Origin of the sequence: Listeria rocourtiae FSL F6-920, from assembly GCF_000525975.1 — a bacterium.
Lineage (GTDB): Bacteria > Bacillota > Bacilli > Lactobacillales > Listeriaceae > Listeria_A > Listeria_A rocourtiae.
Map to the genome: position 1 here is coordinate 58,456 of NZ_AODK01000005.1, position 23,600 is coordinate 82,055.

The 23,600-nt window shown below is 41.5% G+C and carries 19 protein-coding genes, 1 other RNA gene and 4 pseudogenes; 9 read left to right on the forward strand and 15 right to left on the reverse strand.

The genetic code is table 11. The features are described 5' to 3' along the window. Positions 1–34: 34 nt before the first annotated feature. A pseudogene (gene mltG, locus PROCOU_RS01760) lies at positions 35–1,103 on the reverse strand (endolytic transglycosylase MltG). 176 nt (positions 1,104–1,279) lie between these two features. On the opposite strand from mltG, the gene PROCOU_RS01765 reads away from it, so the two are divergent. Further along, complete coding sequence (locus PROCOU_RS01765) at positions 1,280–1,903, forward strand: DedA family protein (RefSeq protein WP_036069271.1); 624 nt, start codon at positions 1,280–1,282, stop codon at positions 1,901–1,903. Between the two features lie 241 nt (positions 1,904–2,144). Here PROCOU_RS01765 and PROCOU_RS01770 read toward each other — a convergent pair whose 3' ends face one another. The 4 genes and pseudogenes from PROCOU_RS01770 to alaS form a co-directional block, all read right to left on the reverse strand. Beyond that, the gene (locus tag PROCOU_RS01770; RefSeq protein ID WP_036069272.1) at positions 2,145–2,438 is read right to left on the reverse strand and encodes a DUF1292 domain-containing protein; all 294 of its coding nucleotides are present in this window, start codon (positions 2,436–2,438) and stop codon (positions 2,145–2,147) included. 18 nt (positions 2,439–2,456) lie between these two features. Then, positions 2,457–2,874, reverse strand: a pseudogene (gene ruvX, locus PROCOU_RS01775) (Holliday junction resolvase RuvX). Continuing rightward, complete coding sequence (locus PROCOU_RS01780) at positions 2,871–3,140, reverse strand: IreB family regulatory phosphoprotein (RefSeq protein WP_036069273.1); 270 nt, start codon at positions 3,138–3,140, stop codon at positions 2,871–2,873. Before PROCOU_RS01780 ends, ruvX begins: the two are co-directional and overlap by 4 nt. A 121-nt stretch (positions 3,141–3,261) precedes the next feature. Continuing rightward, positions 3,262–5,894, reverse strand: a pseudogene (alaS, locus tag PROCOU_RS01785) (alanine--tRNA ligase). Between the two features lie 402 nt (positions 5,895–6,296). On the opposite strand from alaS, the gene PROCOU_RS01790 reads away from it, so the two are divergent. Both PROCOU_RS01790 and PROCOU_RS01795 read left to right on the forward strand, forming a co-directional pair. Further along, positions 6,297–6,722, forward strand: coding sequence for an EVE domain-containing protein (locus PROCOU_RS01790; protein ID WP_036069275.1), 426 nt, complete (start codon positions 6,297–6,299; stop codon positions 6,720–6,722). A 14-nt stretch (positions 6,723–6,736) separates the two neighbouring features. Continuing rightward, on the forward strand, positions 6,737–7,231 hold the full coding sequence (locus tag PROCOU_RS01795) for a cysteine hydrolase family protein (protein WP_036069276.1): 495 nt from the start codon (positions 6,737–6,739) through the stop codon (positions 7,229–7,231). A gap of 55 nt (positions 7,232–7,286) precedes the next feature. On the opposite strand, the gene PROCOU_RS01800 is transcribed toward PROCOU_RS01795, so the two are convergent. Together PROCOU_RS01800 and PROCOU_RS01805 are read right to left on the reverse strand one after the other, a co-directional pair. Then, the gene (locus PROCOU_RS01800) at positions 7,287–7,973 is read right to left on the reverse strand and encodes an ABC transporter ATP-binding protein (protein WP_036069278.1); all 687 of its coding nucleotides are present in this window, start codon (positions 7,971–7,973) and stop codon (positions 7,287–7,289) included. A gap of 13 nt (positions 7,974–7,986) precedes the next feature. Then, on the reverse strand, positions 7,987–9,468 hold the full coding sequence (locus tag PROCOU_RS01805; protein WP_036069280.1) for an ABC transporter permease: 1,482 nt from the start codon (positions 9,466–9,468) through the stop codon (positions 7,987–7,989). Positions 9,469–9,645: 177 nt separating this feature from the next. Between PROCOU_RS01805 and pieR the strand changes: the two genes are divergently transcribed. Further along, positions 9,646–10,341, forward strand: a complete 696-nt coding sequence (gene pieR, locus PROCOU_RS01810) for a two component system response regulator PieR (protein ID WP_036069364.1) — start codon at positions 9,646–9,648, stop codon at positions 10,339–10,341. 5 nt (positions 10,342–10,346) lie between these two features. After that, positions 10,347–11,771, forward strand: coding sequence for a two component system sensor histidine kinase PieS (gene pieS / locus PROCOU_RS01815; protein ID WP_036069365.1), 1,425 nt, complete (start codon positions 10,347–10,349; stop codon positions 11,769–11,771). A gap of 178 nt (positions 11,772–11,949) precedes the next feature. On the opposite strand, the gene PROCOU_RS01820 is transcribed toward pieS, so the two are convergent. From PROCOU_RS01820 to PROCOU_RS01850, 8 genes are all read right to left on the reverse strand, one after another. Next, positions 11,950–12,300: a DUF4180 domain-containing protein gene (locus PROCOU_RS01820; protein ID WP_036069283.1), complete on the reverse strand. Its 351-nt coding sequence runs from the start codon at positions 12,298–12,300 to the stop codon at positions 11,950–11,952. A gap of 13 nt (positions 12,301–12,313) precedes the next feature. After that, positions 12,314–14,707 carry an SF1B family DNA helicase RecD2 gene (recD2, locus tag PROCOU_RS01825; RefSeq protein WP_036069285.1) on the reverse strand — a complete coding sequence of 798 codons (2,394 nt, stop codon included), beginning with the start codon at positions 14,705–14,707 and terminating at the stop codon, positions 12,314–12,316. Positions 14,708–14,738: 31 nt separating this feature from the next. Next, on the reverse strand, positions 14,739–15,407 hold the full coding sequence (locus PROCOU_RS01830) for a tetratricopeptide repeat protein (protein ID WP_036069366.1): 669 nt from the start codon (positions 15,405–15,407) through the stop codon (positions 14,739–14,741). 15 nt (positions 15,408–15,422) lie between these two features. Continuing rightward, on the reverse strand, positions 15,423–16,148 hold the full coding sequence (locus tag PROCOU_RS01835; RefSeq protein ID WP_036069287.1) for an alpha/beta hydrolase: 726 nt from the start codon (positions 16,146–16,148) through the stop codon (positions 15,423–15,425). Positions 16,149–16,223: 75 nt separating this feature from the next. Then, positions 16,224–17,333 carry a tRNA 2-thiouridine(34) synthase MnmA gene (mnmA, locus tag PROCOU_RS01840; RefSeq protein ID WP_036069289.1) on the reverse strand — a complete coding sequence of 370 codons (1,110 nt, stop codon included), beginning with the start codon at positions 17,331–17,333 and terminating at the stop codon, positions 16,224–16,226. 15 nt (positions 17,334–17,348) lie between these two features. Then, positions 17,349–18,494 (reverse strand): cysteine desulfurase family protein, encoded by a 1,146-nt coding sequence (locus PROCOU_RS01845; protein ID WP_036069292.1) that lies wholly within the window; start codon positions 18,492–18,494, stop codon positions 17,349–17,351. 470 nt (positions 18,495–18,964) lie between these two features. Next, positions 18,965–19,153: non-coding RNA, 6S RNA (gene ssrS, locus PROCOU_RS16975), on the reverse strand. 131 nt (positions 19,154–19,284) lie between these two features. Further along, positions 19,285–20,559 carry a replication-associated recombination protein A gene (locus tag PROCOU_RS01850; protein WP_036069295.1) on the reverse strand — a complete coding sequence of 425 codons (1,275 nt, stop codon included), beginning with the start codon at positions 20,557–20,559 and terminating at the stop codon, positions 19,285–19,287. Positions 20,560–20,749: 190 nt separating this feature from the next. Here PROCOU_RS01850 and cymR point away from each other — a divergent pair. The 4 genes and pseudogenes from cymR to PROCOU_RS01870 all read left to right on the forward strand — a co-directional run bounded on the left by cymR (position 20,750) and on the right by PROCOU_RS01870 (position 23,584). Then, positions 20,750–21,171: pseudogene (gene cymR, locus PROCOU_RS01855) on the forward strand (cysteine metabolism transcriptional regulator CymR). Positions 21,172–21,467: 296 nt separating this feature from the next. Further along, positions 21,468–22,673, forward strand: coding sequence for an ammonium transporter (locus tag PROCOU_RS01860; protein ID WP_036069298.1), 1,206 nt, complete (start codon positions 21,468–21,470; stop codon positions 22,671–22,673). A 12-nt stretch (positions 22,674–22,685) separates the two neighbouring features. Beyond that, complete coding sequence (locus PROCOU_RS01865; protein ID WP_036069299.1) at positions 22,686–23,054, forward strand: P-II family nitrogen regulator; 369 nt, start codon at positions 22,686–22,688, stop codon at positions 23,052–23,054. Positions 23,055–23,209: 155 nt separating this feature from the next. Then, positions 23,210–23,584: a hypothetical protein gene (locus tag PROCOU_RS01870; RefSeq protein ID WP_036069301.1), complete on the forward strand. Its 375-nt coding sequence runs from the start codon at positions 23,210–23,212 to the stop codon at positions 23,582–23,584. Positions 23,585–23,600: the final 16 nt, after the last annotated feature.

The window sequence follows — 23,600 nt, forward strand, 5'->3', positions numbered from 1 at the left end:
TTTAAAGAGCAAAACAAACGCTTATCGTGTCCATTTATTGATTATTTGTAATGTGTTCTTCTTTTAATCTATTATGCTCTTCTAGTGTTTTAGAAAAATAAACTTGACCTGTTTTCGTATTCGCTAAAAAGTATAGATAATCCGTTTTTTCCGGGTTCAATGTTGCTTCCATTGATGTCTTTCCGCTGTTGGAAATCGGACCAGGTGGCAAACCTTTGTATTTGTATGTGTTGTATGGCGAATCCACTTGTAAATCTTCATACATCGTGCGTGATTTATGCTTGCCAAGCGCGTAAAGGACTGTTGGATCTGTCTGTAATGGCATGCCTTCTTTCAAACGATTATAAAAAACACTCGAAATTTTACTACGATCCACATTTGCCGTGGCTTCCTTTTCAATCAGCGATGACATCGTTAAGAAATGGTGCACGGACATTTTTTTGTTTTGTGAGTTCTGGCTTGTATTTCGCGATATTAGCATCTGTTGCCTTGACCATGTCACTTATCATCGCTTTAATATCCGTTTTCCCAGTAAATTCGTATGTTGCAGGGTACAAGTAACCTTCTAACGGGTGCTTAATTTTCGGTGCCAGAACATCTTTTGTCACCGTATCAGGATATGCCGTCATCAATTCATTCACAAATGCTTTATCGTCCATCACGCTCAAAATATCCGCCTTCTGAAGCTCCGGTTTGTAAACAACCATGCGATCCGCGATTTGATCCAACGAATATCCTTCTGGTATTACAAGTTTAGATGGCGCAATTACTTCCCCTCTCTTCAGTTCATTAACCACTTGTTCGACAGTCATCGATGGGCTCAGTTTATATTTTCCAGCTTTTAAGTTCGTTTCATTTTTATATTTCACATAGTACGTAAAAATCACACTGCTATTAATCACATTATTTTCTTGCAAAATATCACCAATTTCCGACACTTTGGAGCCTTTCGGAATGTCTACAATAATTGTTTCCTTGCTCGATGCATTAACAGCTTGAAGTTGCGAATCAACGTAAAAATAGCCGCCAACAGTTAACGCAACCAAAACCAAAGCAATACTCGAAATAATAATCGTGATCATTTTGCTCTTAGATTTTTTCATCTCTAAACCTCTTTCATTCTTCTATGCAAAACTGTTCTCCATCTATTATAACGGTAATCACTACAAGAGTTCAACTACATTCAATAAAAAATATAAATTCGTGACGTTTCCGACAAATTTAGGTATAATAAGGAAGCATCATTCAACGGTTCAATCAAAATGAAAGAAGGCTTTCCATGTTACATTCTATTATTGAAGCACTGCAAAATTTCGTCATGAGCTTAATTGACTTATTTGGCCACTGGGGTATTTTCTGGGCAATGGTCATCGAGAGCGTCTGCATCCCACTCCCAAGCGAAGTTGTCATGCTATTTGGCGGTTTTATGGCTGAAACAGGTGATTTGAATTTCTGGCTTGTCGTCTTTGCTGGCATCACAGGAAACCTCGTTGGTTCACTAATCGCCTATTACATCGGAAAATTCGGCGGTCGAGCTCTCGTTTTAAAATTCGGAAAATACATCTTTCTAAACGTTGGGCACCTGAGCCTTGCCGAACACTGGTTTCAAAAATATGGCACGTCAGCAGTGTTTTTCGGACGTATTCTACCAGTCATTCGAACTTTTATATCACTCCCAGCAGGAATTGCAAATATGAACATTTGGAAATTTGTCATTTACACCATTTTAGGTTGCATACCTTGGAACATTTTTCTAACTTACTTAGGTTACAAACTGGGCGCCAATTGGAGCGTAGTCGGGCAATACATTCGTCCAATCAGCTATACGATGCTAGCATTATTAGTCGTGATTGTAGTGTACTTAATCGTGAAGATTATGAAGAAACGTAAAATAAACGCATAAAAAAGAAGAAGCTGGGGAGTTAGCACTTAAATTGCGCTAACTCCCCAGCTTCTTTCGTGTACCCGAAAAAATCATATTTTGAACTTAAAACACTCTATGAAATCGCCAAACCTTAGAGGGACGACAAATGCGTAGATACTAGGCAAAGTCGAGCACCGAAGCGGAGCGTATATCTATACGTGAGCATCGGAGCACAGACTTTAACGACACAGATACGCGTTTGCCGTCCCTTTCGAATGACTTATTCGGCGTCTTCGTCTTCCAAGAACGTTGCTAAGACTTCTTCAATCATATCCCATTCTTCTTCTGTTTCTACAGGTTTTAACTCACCTTGAGTACCATCTTCATTTTCAATGAAAGAAGATGCTTGTAATTCGATTTCTTCTTCGTCCTCTGCACTTTCTGGATAATACAGAACGTAGGATTTCTCAAACTCATCGGAATTGAACGAGAAAAGAACCGCGTATAGCTCCTCGTTACCATTTTCGTCTACTACTGTGATATGCTCGTGATCATGTTCATGATTTTCTGTCATAATTGACACCTCTTTTAATTAATTATTTGCGTCTAGATAAGACTGCAATATCATTACCGCTGCAAGCTTATCAATGACTTTTTTACGTTTTTTGCGGCTAACATCTGCTTCTAGCAATGTGCGTTCTGCGGCCGCGGTAGTTAGTCGTTCATCCCATAGAATAACAGGGATTCCAGTGCGACTCTCCAATACTTCCGCATACTTTTCGGATGCTTCTGCTCGTTCACCAACCGTATTATTCATATTTTTGGGCCAGCCTACTACAATTTTTTTTGACATTGTACTCAGCTACAAGTTCTTTTACGCGATCATAGCCAAATTGCTTTGCGCGTTCATTTATTGTGATTGTCTCAATGCCTTGTGCAGTCCAGCCTAGCTCATCACTGATAGCTACGCCAACAGTCACTGATCCAACATCTAACCCCATTATTCTCATTTTTCACCAATCTTATTGTTTTTTAGGTAAGACTTTACTAATTCTTCGATAATCTCATCACGCTCTAGACGGCGGATCAAATTACGAGCATCATTATGGCGCGGAATATAAGCTGGATCACCAGAAAGCAAATAACCAACAATTTGATTAATCGGATTATATCCTTTTTCTTCTAGGGCAACATACACTTTACCCATCAGAATTTTGACATCTTCCTCAATCGAATCATCGCCAAAACTATAGAACATTGTTTTATCAGAAGCCATTTTGATCAGCACCTCTTTCTATTGTTATCGCTATTGTCCACATTTCATTTTACACTAAGTCGCAATAAATAACAAAGAAGATGCTAGCAAAAAAGATTGCAGAGCCTAATTCGCGACTTAATTACTGCTGGGAAGATACCCACTCTGAGACATAAGCTAATGCACCAGCTAATTTTTCTGGGTCTTTACCACCTGCTTGTGCTGTGTCTGGTCGTCCGCCACCATTCCCACCACAACGAGTCGCAATTTCTTTTAATAGTTTACCTGCATGATAGCCTTCTTTAATAAGGTCTTCGGAAACTGCGGAAATAAGACTTACTTTATCGTCATGAGCTGCACCAAGAACGAGGATTCCACTCGCTTTCGTTTCTTTCCAGTTATCCATATATTGACGCAACTGATTCATGTCCTTCGCGTTTACTTGTTTTGCAATGACCGCCACACCACCAACATCTTCTGGATTGCTGAAAATATCTGCACTTGCTGCATGTGCAAGTTTGGCTAGAAGCGATTCATTTTCGCGTTTTAATTCGCGCATTTCTTGATATAATTGTTCTACTTTTTGCGGTGCTTCTTTTGGTGTTGTTTTAAGTAGGTGCGCCGTTTCTTTTAAATAATGTTCTTGTTGGTTTAAGAAACGATATGCAGATTCACCAGTGACCGCTTCTATTCTGCGAGTTCCTGCTCCGATTCCACTCTCAGAGATAATGTTGAAAAGCCCGATTTCGGATGTGTTTTTCACATGTAAACCGCCGCAAAGCTCGATGCTGTAATCACCGATGCGGACAACGCGAACAACATCACCATATTTTTCGCCAAACAGTGCCATTGCTCCAAGTTCTTTTGCTTCATTGATTGGCATTTCTTTAATATCAACTGCGAGCTGTTCCCAAATTTTGCGATTGACGATGTGTTCCATTTTTTGTAATTCCTCGTCTGTGATTTGACCAAAATGGGAAAAGTCAAAACGTAGGCGGTTTGGCTCTACAAGTGAGCCAGCTTGGTTGACATGGTCTCCTAAAACATCTTTTAGCGCGCGATGCAATAAGTGAGTTGCTGTATGATTTTTCACGATGCCGTGACGAGAAGCTATATCTACTTCCAATGTCACATGGTCACCTTTGTTCAAAATGCCTTCTTCAACGCGTACTTCATGGATGTTTTGCTTGTTTGGTGTTTTTTGGACGTTTAGAACGGCCGCAGTAAATCCGGATTTCTTAATTGTTCCTTGATCCGCAATTTGACCACCACTTTCTGCATAAAATGGTGTTTCTTTAAAAATAATTTGGACTTTGTCGCCACGTGATGCGCTTTCTGCTAAACTACCAGATTTGATAATGTAGAGTACTTCTGTTGTAACTGACGTTGTTTCATAGCCAACAAATGCGCTTTTTTCTGTTAGACTTGTCAAAAGTTCCGTTTGCACGCTCATTGATTTGACATCAGCTCGGGCGTTACGTGCACGATCTCGTTGTTTGTCCATCTCTGCTTCAAAACCTGCGTGATCAACTGTTAGACCGTTATCTTCTGCATATTCCTCTGTCAACTCGACTGGGAATCCAAATGTATCGTATAATTTGAAAATGTCAGCACCATTCATTTGACCGGAATCTTTTGCAGCTGCCATCATTTCTTCTAAAATAGCCAAACCTTCATTTAGCGTCTCATGGAAACGTTCTTCTTCCGTACGTACAATTTTTTGGATAAAATCGGTTTGTTTTTCTACTTCTGGATAGTAGCTATTCATGATTTTGCCTACTACTGGTACTAATTTATACATAAACGGCTCGTTTATGTTCAGATTTTTAGCGTAACGAACGGCACGGCGTAGCAAGCGACGCAAAACGTAGCCACGTCCTTCGTTAGATGGCAAAGCACTATCACCAATCGCAAAAGCTACGGTACGCACATGGTCAGCAATCACTTTGAACGCTGTATCTATTGCTGGATCTTGCCCATATTTTTCACCAGAAATTGCTTCGACTTCACGAATAATTGGCATGAATAGGTCTGTTTCAAAGTTTGTTGGTGCGTCTTGAATAATCGAAACCATACGTTCTAAGCCCATCCCGGTATCGATGTTTTTCTTTGGAAGCGGTGTATATGTGCCATCTGCATTGTGATTGAATTGGGAAAATACTAAGTTCCAGATTTCCAAATAGCGCTCATTTTCGCCACCTGGATATAGTTCTGGATCTGTCATATCGTTTCCGTATGTCTCACCACGATCGTAAAAAATCTCACTATCTGGACCACTTGGACCTTCGCCGATATCCCAGAAATTGTCTTCGATTGGCACAATATGATCGTCTGTTAAGCCAACTTTTTTCTTTCCAAATGGCTTTTGCTTCTTCGTCTTCTGGATAGACCGTCACGTATAATTTATCAGGATCAAAGCCAATCCATTGCGGGCTCGTCAAAAATTCCCATGCCCAAACAATTGCTTCCTCCTTGAAATATTCACCAATTGAAAAGTTACCTAACATTTCGAAAAACGTGTGATGGCGCGCTGTTTTACCAACATTCTCAATATCGTTTGTACGGATGGATTTTTGTGCGTTTGTAATCCGCGGGTTATCTGGAATCACGCTACCATCGAAGTATTTTTTTTAGCGTTGCGACCCCGCTATTAATCCATAATAGAGATGCATCGTTAATCGGTACAAGTGGCGCACTTGGCTCCACTTTATGCCCCTTTTCCTTGAAAAAGTCTAGAAACATTTGTCTCACTTCAGCACTAGTTAATTGTTTCATTTTATTTCCTCCTTTTTAATTGGCGCGCGAGTATGAATACAAAACAAAAAGCCTCATATCATCTCGCAATACAGGGACGAATATGTTCGCGGTACCACCCTGTTTGCAATGATATAAGACTTGATCATTACCTCTTTAGTATCCTTAACGCGGAATAAGACGAAAAATAGTCGTAACGTGAGGTAGCACAGAAATAGCTGTTTCGTTTATGTTCTTCCAGCCAAGGAACATTTCTCTTGCAAACGGGCATATCTCTTTAGTCTCACACTATTTTTAAATGTATGATACTTGAAATTATAAAGGATACGGCTAGGTATTGTCAAACTTTATTGAATAGACTTATGCAAGTTTGCGCATTATAATAATTTTATGGAAAAAAACGAACGCAGGAAGGTGATTCGGATGACAAAATATTGGATTGGCGTAGCTTCATTAAATCATGTCGCATTAGGTGTTGCAGGTGGTTTTTCGCAGTTATGCCACGGCAAGGAGGCGCCTCTGAAAAAAATGAAACCAGGTGATTGGTTGGTTTATTACAGCCCAAAACAGACGCTTAACACGGATGAGAAATGTCAAAGTTTTACGGCAATTGGGCGGGTGAAAGGTTCTGAAATTTATCCGTTTGCGATGAGCGAGACATTTGTGCCTTATCGTAAAGATATTGACTTTTTTCCTGATGCAAAACAAGTGCCCTTGCATACGATTTCGCAATTGGAAGCTTGGCAGAAATATCGCTCTTCCTTGCGTTATGGGCATTTTGAGATTGACAAGGATTTCTTTTTGGTACTTGCTGAGAGAATGGGATTGCCTATGAAATATGAATCTTGAAGGGATGTTTTAATATGAAAAGTGATGTTTTAGTTGTGATTGATTTGCAAAATGGTGTAAATTCAGTGGATTTCCCGCTAGCTAATTTGGATAATGTGTTGGACGGGGTAAATCAGAGAGTTGCAAGTTATCGAGATGAAGGAAAACCTGTGATTTTTGTGCAACATGTGGATGAGGAATTGGTTATTGGCAGTGATTCGTGGTCACTGATGGCGGCGTTAGATAACCTGCCTGATGATATTTATGTAAACAAGACACATGCAAACTCCTTTTATAAGACAGGTTTACAGGATATTCTTGATGACTTAGATGTATCCAAAATCGAGTTTTGTGGGGCTCAAACGGAATACTGCGTGGACACAACGATTCGATTTGCGCATGGCTTGGGATATGATTGTTACATGATGCAAGGCCTGCACACAACAACAAATAGCGATTTGATAGATGCCAAAACGATCATGGCGCATCATGAGTCGCTTTGGCATCTACGCTTCTTAACATTCCTATAGATTAAAATGAGCCGAATCAGACTAGTAGCTAAAAACGCTGATTCGGCTCATTTATTTATGCTGTAATTACTACTTGCTCTTTTACATCAAAACTTCCATTTTTCATCGTGATTTTAACATCAGATACTTTAGCGATTTCTGGGTCATGTGTTACCATGATGATACATTTTCCTTCTTTGTGAGCCAAATCTTGGAATAGCGTCACAACTTCTTTACTGGTGCGCTCATCCAAATTTCCGGTCGGTTCATCCGCTACAATTAAATCGGTTTCGCAACATAGTGCACGAGCAATGGAAACGCGTTGTTGCTGTCCCCCACTCAATGTTAGCACTTTTTGTCGCGCCATTTTCTCGTCAATACCAACTTTCGCTAACATATCCAGTGCGAATCGTTTCTGATCTTGTTGATTTACATGCGTGATTTCCATTGCAGTCGTCACGTTTTGAAGTGCAGTCATATAGGTTAACAAATTATAACTTTGGAATACGATTGAGACGTATTGATTGCGATATTTGTTGAGTCCGATTTTTTTCAAAGATAGTCCTTTATAGAAAATATCGCCATCTTGTGGGGTATCGAGGCCACCAGCTAAAGATAGAAATGTGGTTTTCCCTGACCCAGAGCTACCAACAACCGTATAGAAAACACCTGTAGCGAAAGTGTAGTTTATTTTATCCAAAATCGGGTTGTCATTCTGTTTATACGCATAGCTTACATCTTGAAATTCTAAAATTTTTGTCATAAAAATCACGCTCCTATTCTTGTTTTGTTAAGATTGTTTTTGGATTCATGCGAAGAACTAGAATGGACGGTAATAATACAGAAATAAAGGCTATGCCAACACCAATTCCGCCCATTTTCAACATGTCTTCTAGGCTTACTTGAATGTCGAGCGCTTTTATTTCAGCAGTATTCGCTGTGAGTGATGAACCAAAGCCTGGACCCGGGCCACCAAAATTCCCACCTGGTCCCCTCTGGTTTGTTGTTGATGCTGATTCAGATGCAGTTTCGTTTTGTTGCGTCAGTAGCTGGTTACCAACAACTTGCGCTACATAGTGACTACTTACCGCAGCAATTCCGAATGATAGAATGGCTACTACTAAAATTTCAACGAGGAACTGACCTACAAGTTTGGAGCGTTTTTCCCCGATAGCGAGTAGCACTCCCATTTCGTATTTGCGCTCGCGAATTTGCATCATTACAAGTAGTCCCAAGATTAGTGCACCAGCAATTGATACGATGTAGACAACATTTTTAGAAAAAGCAGCTACATTATTGATTGGACCAATCATTTGTTGATATGTCGCATCATTGGCATCTAATTTGAATGTGTCCCAATCTACTGCGTTTACTTTCTTAGCGGCTTTTTCGAAAGCGCTGATGTTTGCGGCATCATCCATGAAATAAATCGCGGAATCAACGGTATCCTTTGCATCGTTGCCTTTAATCGTATTAGCAACCGTATATGGGACGTAAATCGTGTTGTATGGATTTAAGAAAGAGAAGTTAGCTGCTGCATCACTTCCTGAATCAGTTGTTTCATAAATACCTTTAATAGTTAATGTAACAGTTGTGGACTCATCGCTAGATTGAATTTTAATTGTATCACCAACTTTGAGATCATTTTCTTCGGCTAGCGTCTTTTCAATCATGACAACGTTCTTGCCAACATCACTTGCTGTGATTGCTTTTCCGGATACAAGTTTATCCGTTCCAGCTTTGAATTTGGTGGCCGTTTCAGAATCCAAAATACCCGATACGCTTAAATCGGCTTGCACCATTTGCGGCCGATTGGAATCATTGCCTCCTGGACCTTGTTCCGTTGAAGACTCATCGGATTGTGATGTGTCACTTGATGATGCAATTGGCTCAAATCCGGATGCTAAAGCTTGTGTATTGGAATAAAGATTATAACCCGCCACATGGTCAAGTTCTGCTAGCTTCTTCGCTGCCAAAACAGCTACAGGCGTAGATTGGAACATACGGCGCTCAGGAGTACCACCTGAACTAGATGAGGATTCTTTTTGCTGTGCCTCCATTTGTTTTTCACGGTCAACACTAAGCGTTACGTCTCCACCCAATTCCTGTCTTGCTAGCTCGCTTGCTTTATTGGCTGCGGACTGAATCGTGAACCCAGATAGAATCAGTACACATACGATTGTAAAAATGAATAATTGCAAAATTGTTCTTCCTTTTCTTGCTTTCATGCTGAGTAATGCCCGTTTGATAAAATTCATATCATTTCCTCCATTTCGTCTTGCTCTTTCTACAGATTAGACGTTAGGTATGAAAATAATATGAACAAATTGTGTGCGGGGTTTTAAACTTTTGCGAAAAACATTATTTAGCTTGATTTCATGGTGAATATAGTCTAATTTTAAGGGAGAGCTTTAATGAGAGAGAGGCAAAAACCGATGAAATTATTAATGATTGAAGATAATGTCAGTGTTTGTACGATGATTGAAATGTTTTTTATGAAGGAAAAGATAGACGCTACATTTGTGCACGATGGTTTAGACGGTTTCGAAACGTTTGGCAAGGAAAATTGGGACATCGTCATTATTGATTTGATGCTGCCAGGGATGGACGGAATGACGATTTGTCACAAAATTCGCGAGACAAGTGATGTTCCAATTATTATTTTGACAGCGAAAGAGTCCGAGTCAGATCAAGTGTTAGGCCTGGAAATTGGAGCAGATGACTACGTGACAAAGCCGTTTAGCCCACTAACATTGATGGCACGAATTAAAGCTGTGACGCGTCGTAAAGGTCAAACCCTGGATACATCAGCAAGACCTGCAGATAATGATATTTTAGAAACGAAATATTTCAAGATTAGTAAAAAGACGCGGGAAATTTATTTTGAGGGGCGATTACTGGACGCGCTGACACCAAAAGAATTTGACTTGTTATACTTTTTGCTGCAACACCCACGCCAAGTCTTCTCTCGGGAACAACTGTTAGAACAAGTCTGGGGTTACCAGTTTTATGGGGATGAGCGTACAGTGGATGTTCACATTAAACGATTGCGGCAGAAAATCGCGACAGATACGCATCCGTTTCTTCATACAATATGGGGCGTTGGTTATAAATTCGATGAAACGGAATGATTGGCATGAAATTTAAATACTTTTATCAGCTTTTTTTGACACAGTTTATTATTTTGTTCGCCGCCTGCTTGATGATTGGCCTGCTCATTTCACATTTTATGAAGGATTATTTGTATGAGACACAAGTGGCTGATTTGACGGCGTATGGAGAAGAAATTGCGAACGGTGTGCAGAATATGTCGGATCGGGAAACTGGAAGTCCGATTTTACAGACGTATCAGCAAATTTTAGGCGTGAAAAACATTCATTATGTGATTTTTGATAATACTGCTGCGATTATCTACCCGCAAACAAATCGCCCGCTTCCGGCTGATTTTCATTTGAAAGCCGATGAATGGAAGGAATTGCAAGAAGGCAAGACGGTTTCGACATTAGTAGACACACGCTTCACCGACCAATTGACGCGCGTGAGCATTCCAATTGAGCAAAATGGCGTATTTGCTGGTGGAGTCATGCTTACCTCGCCAATTAGCGGCACTGAGAAAGTCATTGGCAAAATTAATTGGTACGTTTTCTATACGATTCTTATCTCGATTACGATTGCTCTTATTTTGAGCGCGATTATTGCGAAACTACAAGTGAATCGTTTCCGTAAACTAAGCTCTGCGACGAAAGAAGTCATTAAAGGGAATTATAGTGTGCGCTTGAAAGAAAGTTCCATTGATGAAATCGGCACACTGGCTGGTGATTTTAATAAGATGACACAGACACTAGAAGAATCTGCGACTGAAATTGAGCGCCAAGAAAAGCGTCGCCGTCAGTTTATCGCCGATGTTTCTCATGAAATGCGTACACCACTCACAACGATTAGTGGTTTAACAGAAGGCTTGGTAAACGACATTATCCCGAAAAGTGAGACGGACCGCTGTATCGCATTGATTGATACCGAAGCCAGGCGTCTAGCGCGACTTGTGAATGAAAACCTTGATTACGAGCGAATTCGTTCCAATCAAATTCAACTTCAAAAAACGACATTTGCAGCACATGAATTTTTAGCAATTATCAAGGACCAACTACAACTAACCGCTGAAAATAAAGGTAATCAGATTGTAGTGGATACACGAGAGTCCGTCCAAGTTTTTGCAGATTACGACCGATTGATGCAAGTTTTCATTAATATCGTGAAAAACAGCATCCAATTTACCGAAAACGGCACGATTACTCTATCAGCGAGGCAGGAGTATAAAGAAACGATTTTTGAGATTAGCGACACAGGAATTGGCATGGATGAATCCGAAATTGAGCAGATCTGGGACCGCTTCTATAAAGCCGATATGTCACGGACGAGCACGAAGTTCGGTGAATCTGGCATCGGGCTGTCAATTGTGAAGCAGTTGATTAGCTATCATGATGGTGAAGTTAGCGTTCATAGCGCGGCTGGTGAAGGAACCTCATTTACGATTAAATTGCCGTTTTTTGTGGATAATTGAAAGAAAACAAACCAAACCTAGCAGCGCAAAATCTAGTTAGGTTTGGTTGTTTTTAATTAGTATTTTATACTCCCTTATTGGCATTTACAAAAAAATATTATATTACAAATTATTCCTGAAAGCGTCAACAACAAAACGCCTCACCCATTTTTCAGGCAAGACGTCATTCCACTATTTCTCATCTCAATTTATCAACCGCTTCTTCCTCGGTAGCAACAAAATAAACATGACTCCCCTTATTACTCTCATACATATAATCCTTAAAATTCTCACTATACATCGAAAAATCACCAACTATCGCCATTTTCAGCTGGTATGTCACTAACTTTTGAAAAGCATCACCTAATAATCTCGTTTTGAGGTCAAAAAAGTCCTCCAAAATTATTGCCTTATCAATAAGAATTTTACGATACGTTGTCTCATACTGCACACTCATCACAAAGTCCAACATTGACGCCGCATCTTTTATTATAACCTCATCGCTCTTAATCCGAGCAATGCCGTCACTTTCCAATTTCTGAATCTCCATCTCCAAGCCCTTCCTAAGCGCGCATAAATTGATATGGCGTAATATCACTCATCCCAATCATTGGATCAATGTTCATCCAATTCTCCTCCGTCAGCAACTTCCGATTACTCACCGTTGCCAATATATCTTCCTCACTCTGCAACCGCTCATACAGCGTCGTATTCCGTTTCTCCTCATCGATCCGCTCGACACCCATCCGAAACGCATCTTCTTCTCCGCAAATAATCAAAAACTGCTTGCTCCGAGTCACCGCTGTATACAAAATATCACGTCGCAACATCCGGTAATAACTACGCACCACCGGCATGATCACAATCGGAAACTCACTCCCCTGCGCCTTATGAATCGAACAGCAATACGCGTGCGTCAATTGGCCAAACTCCTGCCTAAAATACTCAACCTCCGTCTGATCAAACTGCACAACGACCATATCCTGCTTCTCCGTGTTTTCCTTCGCATAAATAATCGAGACAATCTCGCCAAAATCGCCATTAAAAACGTTCTTCTCCGGCTGATTCACTAGTTGCAATACCCGATCTCCAATCCGAAAAACAATATCGCCGAATTTCACTTCTTTGCGCTTGCCTTCTGGGTTCGCATTGAAAATCTCCTGCATTTTGCGATTTAAAATATCGATTCCCGCAGGTCCACGGTACATCGGCGCCAAAACTTGGATATCTTTCGCGCGAAATCCTTTTTTCTTCGCATTCTCCACAACTTTTTCCACAACCTCAGCAATCTGATTCACCGTACAGTGGAAAAACGACCGGTCCGTACTATTTTTCGTAAATGTTGCTGGCAAAAATCCTTGGCGAATATCATGCGCAAGTTCAATAATCGATGAACCGTCTTCCTGCCGATAAATATCTGTCAACTCCACGGTCGGAATCTCGTTTGACCGCAACATATCTTTCAAAACTTGCCCCGGCCCAACAGATGGCAACTGATCCTGATCTCCCACTAAAATCACTTGCATGTGTGCTGGCAAAGCCCGAAAAAGCTGATTGGCAAGCCAAATATCAACCATTGACATCTCATCAATAATCAGCAATTTCCCTTCAATCGAACGCTCATTATCATCGTCCAACTGCTCCTGCCCGTTCATTCCTAGCAGTCGGTGAATCGTCATCGCAGGCAATCCCGTTGATTCCGTCATTCGTTTCGCCGCACGTCCCGTCGGTGCTGCCAACAAAATCGGCAATTTCTCACCATCCTTATACGACATCGGGTCCAAATTAACACCATTTAACTCGGCATAAAGCTCCACAATCCCTTTAATAACCGTCGTTTTCCCAGTACCGGGTCCACCAGTCAAAATAAGCATCGGCGACATCAATGCTTGCTCAAGCGCCACCTTCTGGGTTTCCCCATAAGAAACACCAATCCGATCCTCCAATTCACCGAGCGCGATATAAAACTCCGATTTTGGAAAAAGTTCCTCGTACTCCTTTTGTCGCATCATTCGTTTCACGTGCGCCGCAAACCCAGCCTCCGCAAAATAAAGCGATGGCACATACACCCGCGTGTTCTCCGTCATCACCTTCATATCTTCCTCAAGAGCCAGCAACTGCTTCGTCAATTGTTCTTGCTCAATCCGAACTGGTTCACTATTCTCAAGTAGTTGCGTTACCGTCTCCAGCAAAACTTCCCGCTCCATAAATACGTTACCTTGCTGCAGTGACTCCTGCTCCAACATGTACAAAATCGCCGCCTGTAAACGCGAATAATGATTTCCACCAAGTCCAAGTTTGCGTCCTAGCTCATCCGCACGATTAAATCCAATCCCCTTTACATCTTCAATTAGCTTATAAGGATTATTTTCCAATACATGTAACGTATCTTGCTTATACGCCTGAAAAATTTTCATCGAGAGTTGCGGGCCAAATCCGTATTCATTCAAACTCACCATAATGTGTTCCAAACCCTGATTCTCGCGCAACGATTCTAGCAAACTCTCTGCCGTCGCAAGCGGCAAACGCGGCACTTCTTGAAGCAGAGACGGATCAGACAAAATCCGGCTAATGGCATCCTCGCCAAGCGTCTCCACGACACGTTCCGCTGTCTTCTTCCCAATACCTTTAAAAAGTTCTCCCGATAAATACTGCACCAGCCCTTGCTTCGTCTGCGGCATCTCTTTTCTAAATCGATCCGCTTTAAACTGCTGACCAAATTTGGCATGATCCATTAATTTACCATGAAATATGTACACCTCTTGCTCATGAAGGGCAGGAAAAAAGCCCGTCACAACAATATCCTTCTCGTCCCATGTCGTATTCGTATCCTGCACCTGAATCCTTATCACCGAAAACAAGTTGTCGCTATTATGAAAGATTGTCGACATCACGAGTCCTTTCATGTACAGTTCCTCGTTCTCACCGAGCAATCCCAACGTTTCTTGCATGTCCATTTTCCCACCTCCTCATCTTGTATGTCGTCCCTTACTCGCCGCTAGCCTCTAAATCTTGAATAGCCGCCAGCGCATTCGCTGCCAATTCATGGTTCTCATCGCTCGCCACAGCTTTCTCAAAATAATTTTTCCCAATCACTAAATCGCCTTGCCAAGCTAAGTACGCGGCACCGATATTGTAAAGCGCATCGGCATCATCTGGTTTCAACATCAACACACGCTCAAGCGCTCCAATCGCATCCTCAAACAAGTCCGATTTCGCCAAAGCAATCCCATACTGGAAAGCAGCCTCCACGTCATCAGGCGCCAATTCTACCGAGCGCATCAAATAAGGAATCGCCAACAAATTCTCATCCATCTGCACAAAACTCATCCCAATCATGAAATAAACATCCGCTGAATCCAGTCCATTCGCAATCGCTTGTTCAAATTGCTTTGCTGCGTCCTGGTAGCGTTCCAGCACGTAATACAAATTTCCTAAACTATAATAAGCCGCTGAAGCCTTGCTATCCAGCTCAATTCCTCGCTCAAAAAAGCGTTCTGCCCGCTCGAAATCATCCATCGAAAGCAACACATTACCGAAATTAATAAAGCCAACCGGATCGTTCGGGTGTTCCTCAATAACCTCCGTAAAAAGGCGTACTGCCGTCTCTAAATCATTCTTTTGCATCGCTTCAATACCTTGTGCATTTTTATCCATCATGCTTTTCTCCTCCTATTTTACCGCAACAGCCAGCCATGTTTTTAGCGCCGCTACTGTTTCGTTTGTCTGCTCCTCGACACTAATTGAGGCATTACCATCACCATGCTGTTTTCCATAAGCCCCAAATTGCGCATGGTTTCCGCCTTTTATTGACACAAAAGTTGTGTTCTCCGGCAAATATTGCTTATTTTTTTCGTATGTATCCCAATTAAGCACACCATCCTTCGTCGCAGTAATCGACAACGCCGAAAACGGAGCTTTTACAAGCGTTCCCTTCTCATCTGGATAGCTTGCTAAAAAGAAAATACCATCCAATTCATCCATATTGTCATGAGCAAACCGCGCCGCCATCGCACCGCCTAGCGAATGACCACCAATCACAAAATGCTCATCTTCATGACTATCAATAATATCTGCTGCCTTATTTTTCCCAAAAACAGCTAAATCAAGTGGCATTTCGGCAATGTACACCTTATAACCTGCATTCGCAAGCCCTTTTGCCATTGGAGCATAACTGAGCGCATCAATGAACGCACCAGGATAAAAAATCACGCTTTCCTTCACATCCTGATTCATTGGAGTAAACATCAAAAAGCCACTGTCATCCACGACATCTATTTTTTTCGTGGAATTCCCAGCATCTTCTGCAAACTGATTCGGCGATGTATTGAAGTAAAAATAAGCACCACCAATAATCAAAACGAGAACAGCCAATACAATCCATAACGTCTTTTTCATCCGAATCCTCTTTTCATCCTTTATCAAAAAAAGAGTTCAGGAAATAATCCCATCCCAAACCCTTTTTCAAGTTTCTTATCCAACATATTGCAATTGCACATCTTGTTTATAAATTTCATCAATCGTTCCCCCGCCTAAACAAACATCTCCATCGTAAAGAACGAGCGCTTGACCTGGCGTCACCGCACGAGCTGGCTCATCAAATACAACGTGCGCCTTATTACCATCCAACAAATGCACCGTTACACCAACATCTTCCTGACGATAACGGAATTTTGCCGTACAATGGAACACTGCATCCACAGGTCGATCCGAAACGAAGCTCATATCCGTTGCTACAAGCGAATCTGAATATAGGCTATCATGATGAAAACCTTGTTCCACGAATAACACATTATTCGCTAAATCCTTCCCAACTACAAACCACGGATCACCGTCTCCACCAATGCCCAAGCCATGACGTTGCCCAATCGTATGATACATCAATCCATCATGTTTACCCATTAATTTCCCATCAAGCGTCTTCATATCACCAGGTTGTGCCGGCAAATACTCACTCAAAAATTGCTTGAAATTACGTTCTCCAATGAAACAAATCCCTGTGCTATCCTTCTTGCCAGCTGTTGCAAGCTCTGCCTCTTCCGCAATCCGACGCACTTCCGGTTTTTCCATTCCACCAAGCGGGAACATCACTTTTGAAATTTGCGCTTGCGATAGCTGGTTCAAGAAGTATGTCTGATCTTTATTCCGGTCCACACCGCGCAACATTTTAACCTCATTATCAATTGTTTCCACACGCGCATAATGTCCCGTCGCCACAAAATCAGCACCCAAACTCTCCGCGTGCTCCAAAAATGCCTTAAATTTAATCTCTTTATTACACATGACGTCTGGATTTGGCGTTCGACCCAATTTATACTCATCCAAGAAATATGTGAATACTTTGTCCCAATATTCCTTTTCAAAATTAACAGCATAATATGGAATCCCAATTTGGTTCGCCACACGAATGACATCCTCGTAATCCTCCGTTGCTGTGCACATTCCAAATTCATCCGTATCATCCCAATTTTTCATAAAGATTCCGATGACATCGTAGCCTTGCTTTTTTAGCAAATAAGCTGTCACCGACGAGTCCACGCCGCCAGACATGCCAACAACTACTCGCGTCTTACTATTATCCATTTTAACTACTCCTCTTCACTTACAAAGTCGCTGTACCACTTTTACAATCTCGCTTGCCGCCTTCTCCATTTCCTCGTAAGAATTACCAAGGCCAAAACTAATCCGAATCGACTCGCGCACACCTGCATGATCCGCGCCAAAAAGCGCCACCAAGACGTGCGACGGGTCCACCGTACCAGCCGTACAAGCTGAACCACTAGAAACCGCGATTCCAGCCATATCCAAATTCATCAACAACTGCTCCACCGAAACGCCTGGGAAACGCACATTCAGAACTTGCGGCAATCCCTTCTCAAGCAAACCATTCACTTCAAAAAGAATCCCACTCTCCGCAAAAGTATCCACAAACACCTGCTTATAATCCTTAAAATCAGAGCGTTTCTGCTTCCTCGATTCCAAAGAAATGCGTACAGCCTCAGCCATGCCACAAATCCCCGGCAAATTTTCCGTACCAGCTCGACGCTTGCGCTCCTGCTCCCCGCCATGAAAAGGGTACACTAAATTCGTCCCATTTTTAACATACAAAAAACCAATGCCGCGCGGACCATTAATCTTGTGCGCCGTCACTGTCAACATATCCACGCCAAGCTCCGCAACATCCATGTCAAACATCCCAAAAGCCTGCACCGCATCCGTATGAAATAGCGCCTGATGTTTCTCCAACCGCTCACCAATCGCCCGAATCGGCTGAACCGAACCAATCTCGTTATTCCCATACATCACAGAAACCAGAATCGTCTCACTTGTAAGCGCCGCATCAAAATCCGCAAGAGAAATAATACCATCCTTATCCACTGGTAAATACGTCACATCAAATCCTTGCGTCTCCAAAAAGCGACACGCCTCCAAAACCGCTGGATGCTCGATTGCAGTTGTAATAATATGTCTACCACGATCACGATTCGCATACGCCGATCCAATTAACGCGACATTATCTCCCTCGGTACCGCCACTCGTAAACACAACCTCACGCTCATCTGCTCCAATACTCCCTGCCACAATCGCGCGTGCCTCATCAAGCGCCTTCCTAGCATCTCTCCCTGCATAGTGAATACTAGAAGGATTGCCATAGTTATTCGTAAAACTAGCCAGCATCGCCTGCACAACCTCAGGATGAATCGGACTAGTCGCTGCATGATCTAAATACACACGTCCTATCATAAAATCGCTTCTTTCTATATTAAAAACTATCAACTAGCCTTTAAAAGATATTTTTTTATAATCTATCCTATTTTAGCAAGAAACGATGCCAAAAGCAAAAAACCAAGATATCCCCTATCTAAAATACAATAAGAATTTTGTTTAAGTAAATTTGGGATTATTAAGGTCAAAAATATTGTAATTTATATTGCACTTAAAAGTTAATTACTGCACCCTCTAATATTGCTTACTCATCCATTGTTCTAGTATTATTCGATATTTGAGCGAGGGCTCATTTTTGTTTTGAATTTATTCCTGATTTTGCGTTCTAAGAGCCGCTGGTGGATTACCTGCTCACTTTGTTCGCATGCATATTGAGGGCTCTAATTCAGCAAGAGATGCTTCATAAGAGCCACAGCAAAATCACCCCACTTATGAAACGTTAGAAGCCCGTTCAAAAATGGAGTGCTCAAATTGTATTTTAATAATAAAGAAACCCCAATCGTACCGTCTTAATACCATTGTTTGAACCCGCTATTAACAGCAGGTGGGTGCTCTGTCTGACGGTTTACAAGTCCTCGTGAAAAGGCATGTGCGCTGCGCCCGAACTTGGGCTCCCTAGGTAGATCAAATTGTTCGGTTCAATAATATAGGCACCATAACGAATACATTAGGGTTTTCTTTATTGAACTAAGAATACCACATAAGTATGGATATTTCAATTTGGAACACTTATTTCAACAAAAAAGATGTATTTTTTTGTACTAAATTAACATCTAGAATGTAAGCGCTAATCGTTACACCCGTTCCGTTATTTCTTATTCTGATTTATTTTCTCATAAACCCCAGCAATCATCTGCTCATACTTTGAGGTCAATTTCGGTTCATAGTACTTCGCTTTTAAAAGTCGATCTGGTAAATACTGCTGATCAACCCAAGCATTCTCATAACTATGCGGATATTTATAATCCAGCGCCCGGCCAAGTTCCTGCGCTCCAGAATAATGCCCATCACGTAAATGATCTGGTACCTCACCGCTTTTTCCAGCCCGAATATCTGCGAGGGCGCTGTCAATCGCCATAATAGCAGAATTCGATTTTGGAGATAAGCAAAGTTCAATAACAGCATTCGCAAGCGGAATCCGAGCCTCAGGAAAGCCAATTTTCTCAGCGGTCTGTATCGCGGATAAAGTATGTGTCGCAGCCTGTGGGTTCGCAAGTCCAATATCCTCATATGCCATTACGAGCAATCGCCGACTTATACTTACTAAATCCCCCGCCTCAATCAATCTTCCCATGTAATGAAGCGCCGCATTCACATCACTACCTCGCACCGATTTCTGAAATGCGCTCAAAACATCGTAATGCGCATCGCCATCTTTATCATGCGCCAAGCTCTTACGTTGCAAACACTCCTCAGCGACTTCTAGCGTCACATGCACTTGTCCCACATCATCGGGTTCCGAAGAAATAACTGCCAACTCCAATGCATTCAGCGCACTCCGAACATCACCATTACTCGCCGTCGCCAAGTGTGTCTTAGCATCCCCATCTAAAACCACCTCATACGCTCCTAAACCACGCTCCAAATCCACGAGCGCTCGGTCCATCGTCACCTCAATATCCGCTACTGACAAAGGCTTCAATTCAAAAATTTGCGTCCGGCTCCGAATCGCCGGATTAATCGCAATGTACGGATTACTAGTCGTTGCCCCAATCAAAATAATCTGACCGCTCTCCAAATGGGGTAACAGAAAATCCTGTTTCGGCTTGTCCAAACGGTGTACCTCATCCAAAAGTAAAATAACCGTACCGCTCATCTTCGCTTCTGCAGCAACAATTTCTAAATCCTTCTTATTATTCGTCACGGCGTTTAACATTCGAAATGCGTATTTTGTACTGCCAGCAATCGCACTTGCAATCGATGTTTTGCCAATTCCAGGCGGTCCATACAAAATCATGGAAGACAGCTGTTTTGCCTTTACCATCCGATAAATCACTTTATCCTTACCAACGAGATGCTTCTGTCCAACAATATCATCCAGCGACTTCGGCCTCATGCGATAAGCAAGCGGTTGAATAGCCATATTTCCCCCTCCAATCATTTATCCTAATTATAACAGAAGAGCGTATGTTCTGTTATCGTTTTTCATCTATTTCATTAGCTTCTTGGCGCTTTTTACTATATAATTATCCTAATATCACAATTAGCTAATGATACATAGAAGATTCTTCTCAATTATAACAGAAAATCGCAACATTCATTTGGAGGTTATTATGAAAATCACAACAAAAGGTCGCTATGGCTTAACTATTGTATTGGAATTAACGCGATGTTTTGGACAAGGTCCCATTTCATTACGTTCCATCGCCGAAAAAAAAAAGGCTTATCAGAACATTACTTAGAACAACTAATCGGCCCATTGCGCAACGCAGGTATTGTAAAAAGTATCCGCGGCGCACATGGAGGCTATATCCTAGGTGATGAGCCTGCAAAAATTACAGCTGGAGACATTATCCGTACGTTAGAAGGTCCCATCGTGCTCGTAGAAAGTATCGAAGACGAAGAGGCAGCCCAGCGCGAACTCTGGTTGCGCATTCGTAATGCTGTCAAAGAAGTTCTAGACAGCACCACATTAGAAGATTTAGCCAGCCATGGTGATGATCCTCTATTAGATGGCTACATGTTTTATATCTAAAAATAAAGCGGTTCACATCAAAATGTGAGCGGCTTTTTTGTTTATCCACCTCTTCACTGCGCAAAACTATTTTTACATCTTTATGTCAATTCTTTTCTTGCAAAAAATGTACCTCAAATAAAAAGAAAATTGCAATTAAAACTCTAAATAATAATAAAAAAAATGATTGATGTTATATTATCTAACAAAATTTGAGTTTTCAAATAAAATCTCTTGCATTATTTTCAGTTTGAAGTATTATTATCACATAATAAAAAATTTAAATGTTAGATTATCTAACAAAAGGAGAATGCCATATGGAAGCAATATTTATGTTTTTTTGTACCTTGTTAGTTTGGCTGATGACACCAGGAATCGCTTTATTCTATGGAGGAATGGTTCGTCGTAAAAATGTACTTAGTACAGCAATGTATAGTTTTAGTTCGATGGCCATCATTTCTATATTATGGGTTTTTGTTGGTTATTCTCTTGCGTTCGCACCAGGAAACACTTTTATCGGGAGTTTTGATTGGACTTTCTTACACAGCGTTGGTTTTGAGGCTAATGCGACGTATTCCGAAACGATTCCACATACTTTATTCATGATGTTCCAAATGACATTCGCTATTTTGACTGTCGCTATTATTTCTGGCGCTTTTGCAGAACGAATGAATTTTGCGGCATACTTAATCTTCATTATATTATGGTCATTACTTGTTTATTCTCCTGTTGCCCATTGGGTTTGGGGCGATGGCGGCTGGTTGCGTGAACTTGGTGCGCTTGATTTTGCCGGTGGAAATGTCGTTCATATTAGTTCTGGTATTACTGGACTCGTACTCGCAATCATACTTGGACGCCGCAAAGAAGCTGAGAACTCCTCCCCACATAATTTGCCACTCGCGTTAATTGGTGGTATATTAGTTTGGTTCGGTTGGTATGGATTTAATGTTGGTAGCGCACTGACGATTGATAATGTTGCGATGGCTGCGTTCGTTAACACCAATTCAGCAGCTGCTGCCGGGATTATTGGGTGGGTCGCTGTCGAATGGATGATTAACAAAAAACCGACGATGCTTGGCACAATTTCTGGCGCGATTGCTGGTCTCGTCTCCATCACGCCCGCTGCTGGTTTTGTGACAGTCGGTAGCGCCTTATTGATCGGTTTCCTTGGCGGCGCAATTTGTTTTTGGGCAGTCTTTTGGTTGAAAGGTAAATTGAAATACGATGATGCACTTGACGCTTTCGGTTTACATGGCATTGGTGGTATTTGGGGCGGTATTGCTACAGGGCTTTTTGCCACTACTAAAATTAACGAACTCGGCGCGGATGGTCTTTTTTATGGAAATGCCAACTTGCTTGGAAAACAACTCATCGCTATCGGTTCAACGATCGTTTTTGTCGCAGTTGCCACTATCATTATTATCTATGTTATCAAAATATTCTTACCTGTCAGAGTAGATGAAGACCAAGAATACAAAGGGCTGGATTTAACGCTTCACGGCGAAAAAGCCTATCATGATTAAGGGGTGGTTCTATTGTCAAACTTAACAAAAATCGAAATTATTACACGTCCAAATCGTTTTTACGAATTCCAAAAAGCGCTCGCAGAAATCGGTGTTAGTGGCTTGACTGTCACAAAAGCACTGGGAACCGGCCTTGAAAAAGGCTTAATCGAGTTGTACCGCGGGAAAAAGAAGGAGAATAATGTCCACGAACGCATGAAAATCGAGATTGTCGTTAGTACCGTGCCTGTAGAAGCTGTGCTAGAAGTCGTGAAAAATACTCTGCGAACCGGCGAACCAGGCGATGGCAAAGTTTTTATTTATCCCGTTGCAGAGGTCATCAAAATAAGCACTGGTGAACGCGGCGTCGATGCTTTACAAGATCATCCAAAAGAAAACTAGTTATTTAGATGAGATAAGAATAAAGAAATAGGAACTAATTCTAAAAATACAATGAGAAATCGCATTTTCCCCTTCCCGAAATGAAAAACAGAGCTTATAATGAAGAAGTAGCTAAATTGGATGTTTTTTTATATATGAAGGAGAGATAGACAAAGATGCGAAAGGTCCCCTTTTTTACAATTATCGCGATTGTTTTTTTAGCAGGAGGTTACTATTTTCTGCAAAACTCCGCTTCCCCGATAGATGTTTCTTTTAATTTTCTAGTTACGCAGAAGAACAAGGACAATTCTGTTTCAGGAAATATTGAAGGAGCCGGTAGCAAACAAATAACGCTAGAACTTGACGAATCACAATGGGATTCGGTGAAAGTCGGCAATCGCTATGCTGTAGAAGCTAGATTTTACGACAAGCATGAAGTGAGTAACAAGGAAAAGAAAACATTAGAAGGTCCATTTTGGTCGAATGAAGCCAATACTGGAATATTAGCAAACGATGTTGAAGTCACGATGATTGACACATCCTCAAATTAAAAAAGATGTTAGACAA

Excerpts from the sequence above, each read along its gene's own strand:
- PROCOU_RS01765 (WP_036069271.1), top strand. The coding sequence starts at position 1,280 with ATGTTACATTCTATTATTGAAGCACTGCAAAATTTCGTCATGAGCTTA.
- PROCOU_RS01770 (WP_036069272.1), bottom strand. The coding sequence starts at position 2,438 with ATGACAGAAAATCATGAACATGATCACGAGCATATCACAGTAGTAGAC.
- PROCOU_RS01780 (WP_036069273.1), bottom strand. The coding sequence starts at position 3,140 with ATGGCTTCTGATAAAACAATGTTCTATAGTTTTGGCGATGATTCGATT.
- PROCOU_RS01790 (WP_036069275.1), top strand. The coding sequence starts at position 6,297 with ATGACAAAATATTGGATTGGCGTAGCTTCATTAAATCATGTCGCATTA.
- PROCOU_RS01795 (WP_036069276.1), top strand. The coding sequence starts at position 6,737 with ATGAAAAGTGATGTTTTAGTTGTGATTGATTTGCAAAATGGTGTAAAT.
- PROCOU_RS01800 (WP_036069278.1), bottom strand. The coding sequence starts at position 7,973 with ATGACAAAAATTTTAGAATTTCAAGATGTAAGCTATGCGTATAAACAG.
- PROCOU_RS01805 (WP_036069280.1), bottom strand. The coding sequence starts at position 9,468 with ATGAATTTTATCAAACGGGCATTACTCAGCATGAAAGCAAGAAAAGGA.
- pieR (WP_036069364.1), top strand. The coding sequence starts at position 9,646 with ATGAAATTATTAATGATTGAAGATAATGTCAGTGTTTGTACGATGATT.
- pieS (WP_036069365.1), top strand. The coding sequence starts at position 10,347 with ATGAAATTTAAATACTTTTATCAGCTTTTTTTGACACAGTTTATTATT.
- PROCOU_RS01820 (WP_036069283.1), bottom strand. The coding sequence starts at position 12,300 with ATGGAGATTCAGAAATTGGAAAGTGACGGCATTGCTCGGATTAAGAGC.
- recD2 (WP_036069285.1), bottom strand. The coding sequence starts at position 14,707 with ATGGACATGCAAGAAACGTTGGGATTGCTCGGTGAGAACGAGGAACTG.
- PROCOU_RS01830 (WP_036069366.1), bottom strand. The coding sequence starts at position 15,407 with ATGGATAAAAATGCACAAGGTATTGAAGCGATGCAAAAGAATGATTTA.
- PROCOU_RS01835 (WP_036069287.1), bottom strand. The coding sequence starts at position 16,148 with ATGAAAAAGACGTTATGGATTGTATTGGCTGTTCTCGTTTTGATTATT.
- mnmA (WP_036069289.1), bottom strand. The coding sequence starts at position 17,333 with ATGGATAATAGTAAGACGCGAGTAGTTGTTGGCATGTCTGGCGGCGTG.
- PROCOU_RS01845 (WP_036069292.1), bottom strand. The coding sequence starts at position 18,494 with ATGATAGGACGTGTGTATTTAGATCATGCAGCGACTAGTCCGATTCAT.
- PROCOU_RS01850 (WP_036069295.1), bottom strand. The coding sequence starts at position 20,559 with ATGGCTATTCAACCGCTTGCTTATCGCATGAGGCCGAAGTCGCTGGAT.
- PROCOU_RS01860 (WP_036069298.1), top strand. The coding sequence starts at position 21,468 with ATGGAAGCAATATTTATGTTTTTTTGTACCTTGTTAGTTTGGCTGATG.
- PROCOU_RS01870 (WP_036069301.1), top strand. The coding sequence starts at position 23,210 with ATGCGAAAGGTCCCCTTTTTTACAATTATCGCGATTGTTTTTTTAGCA.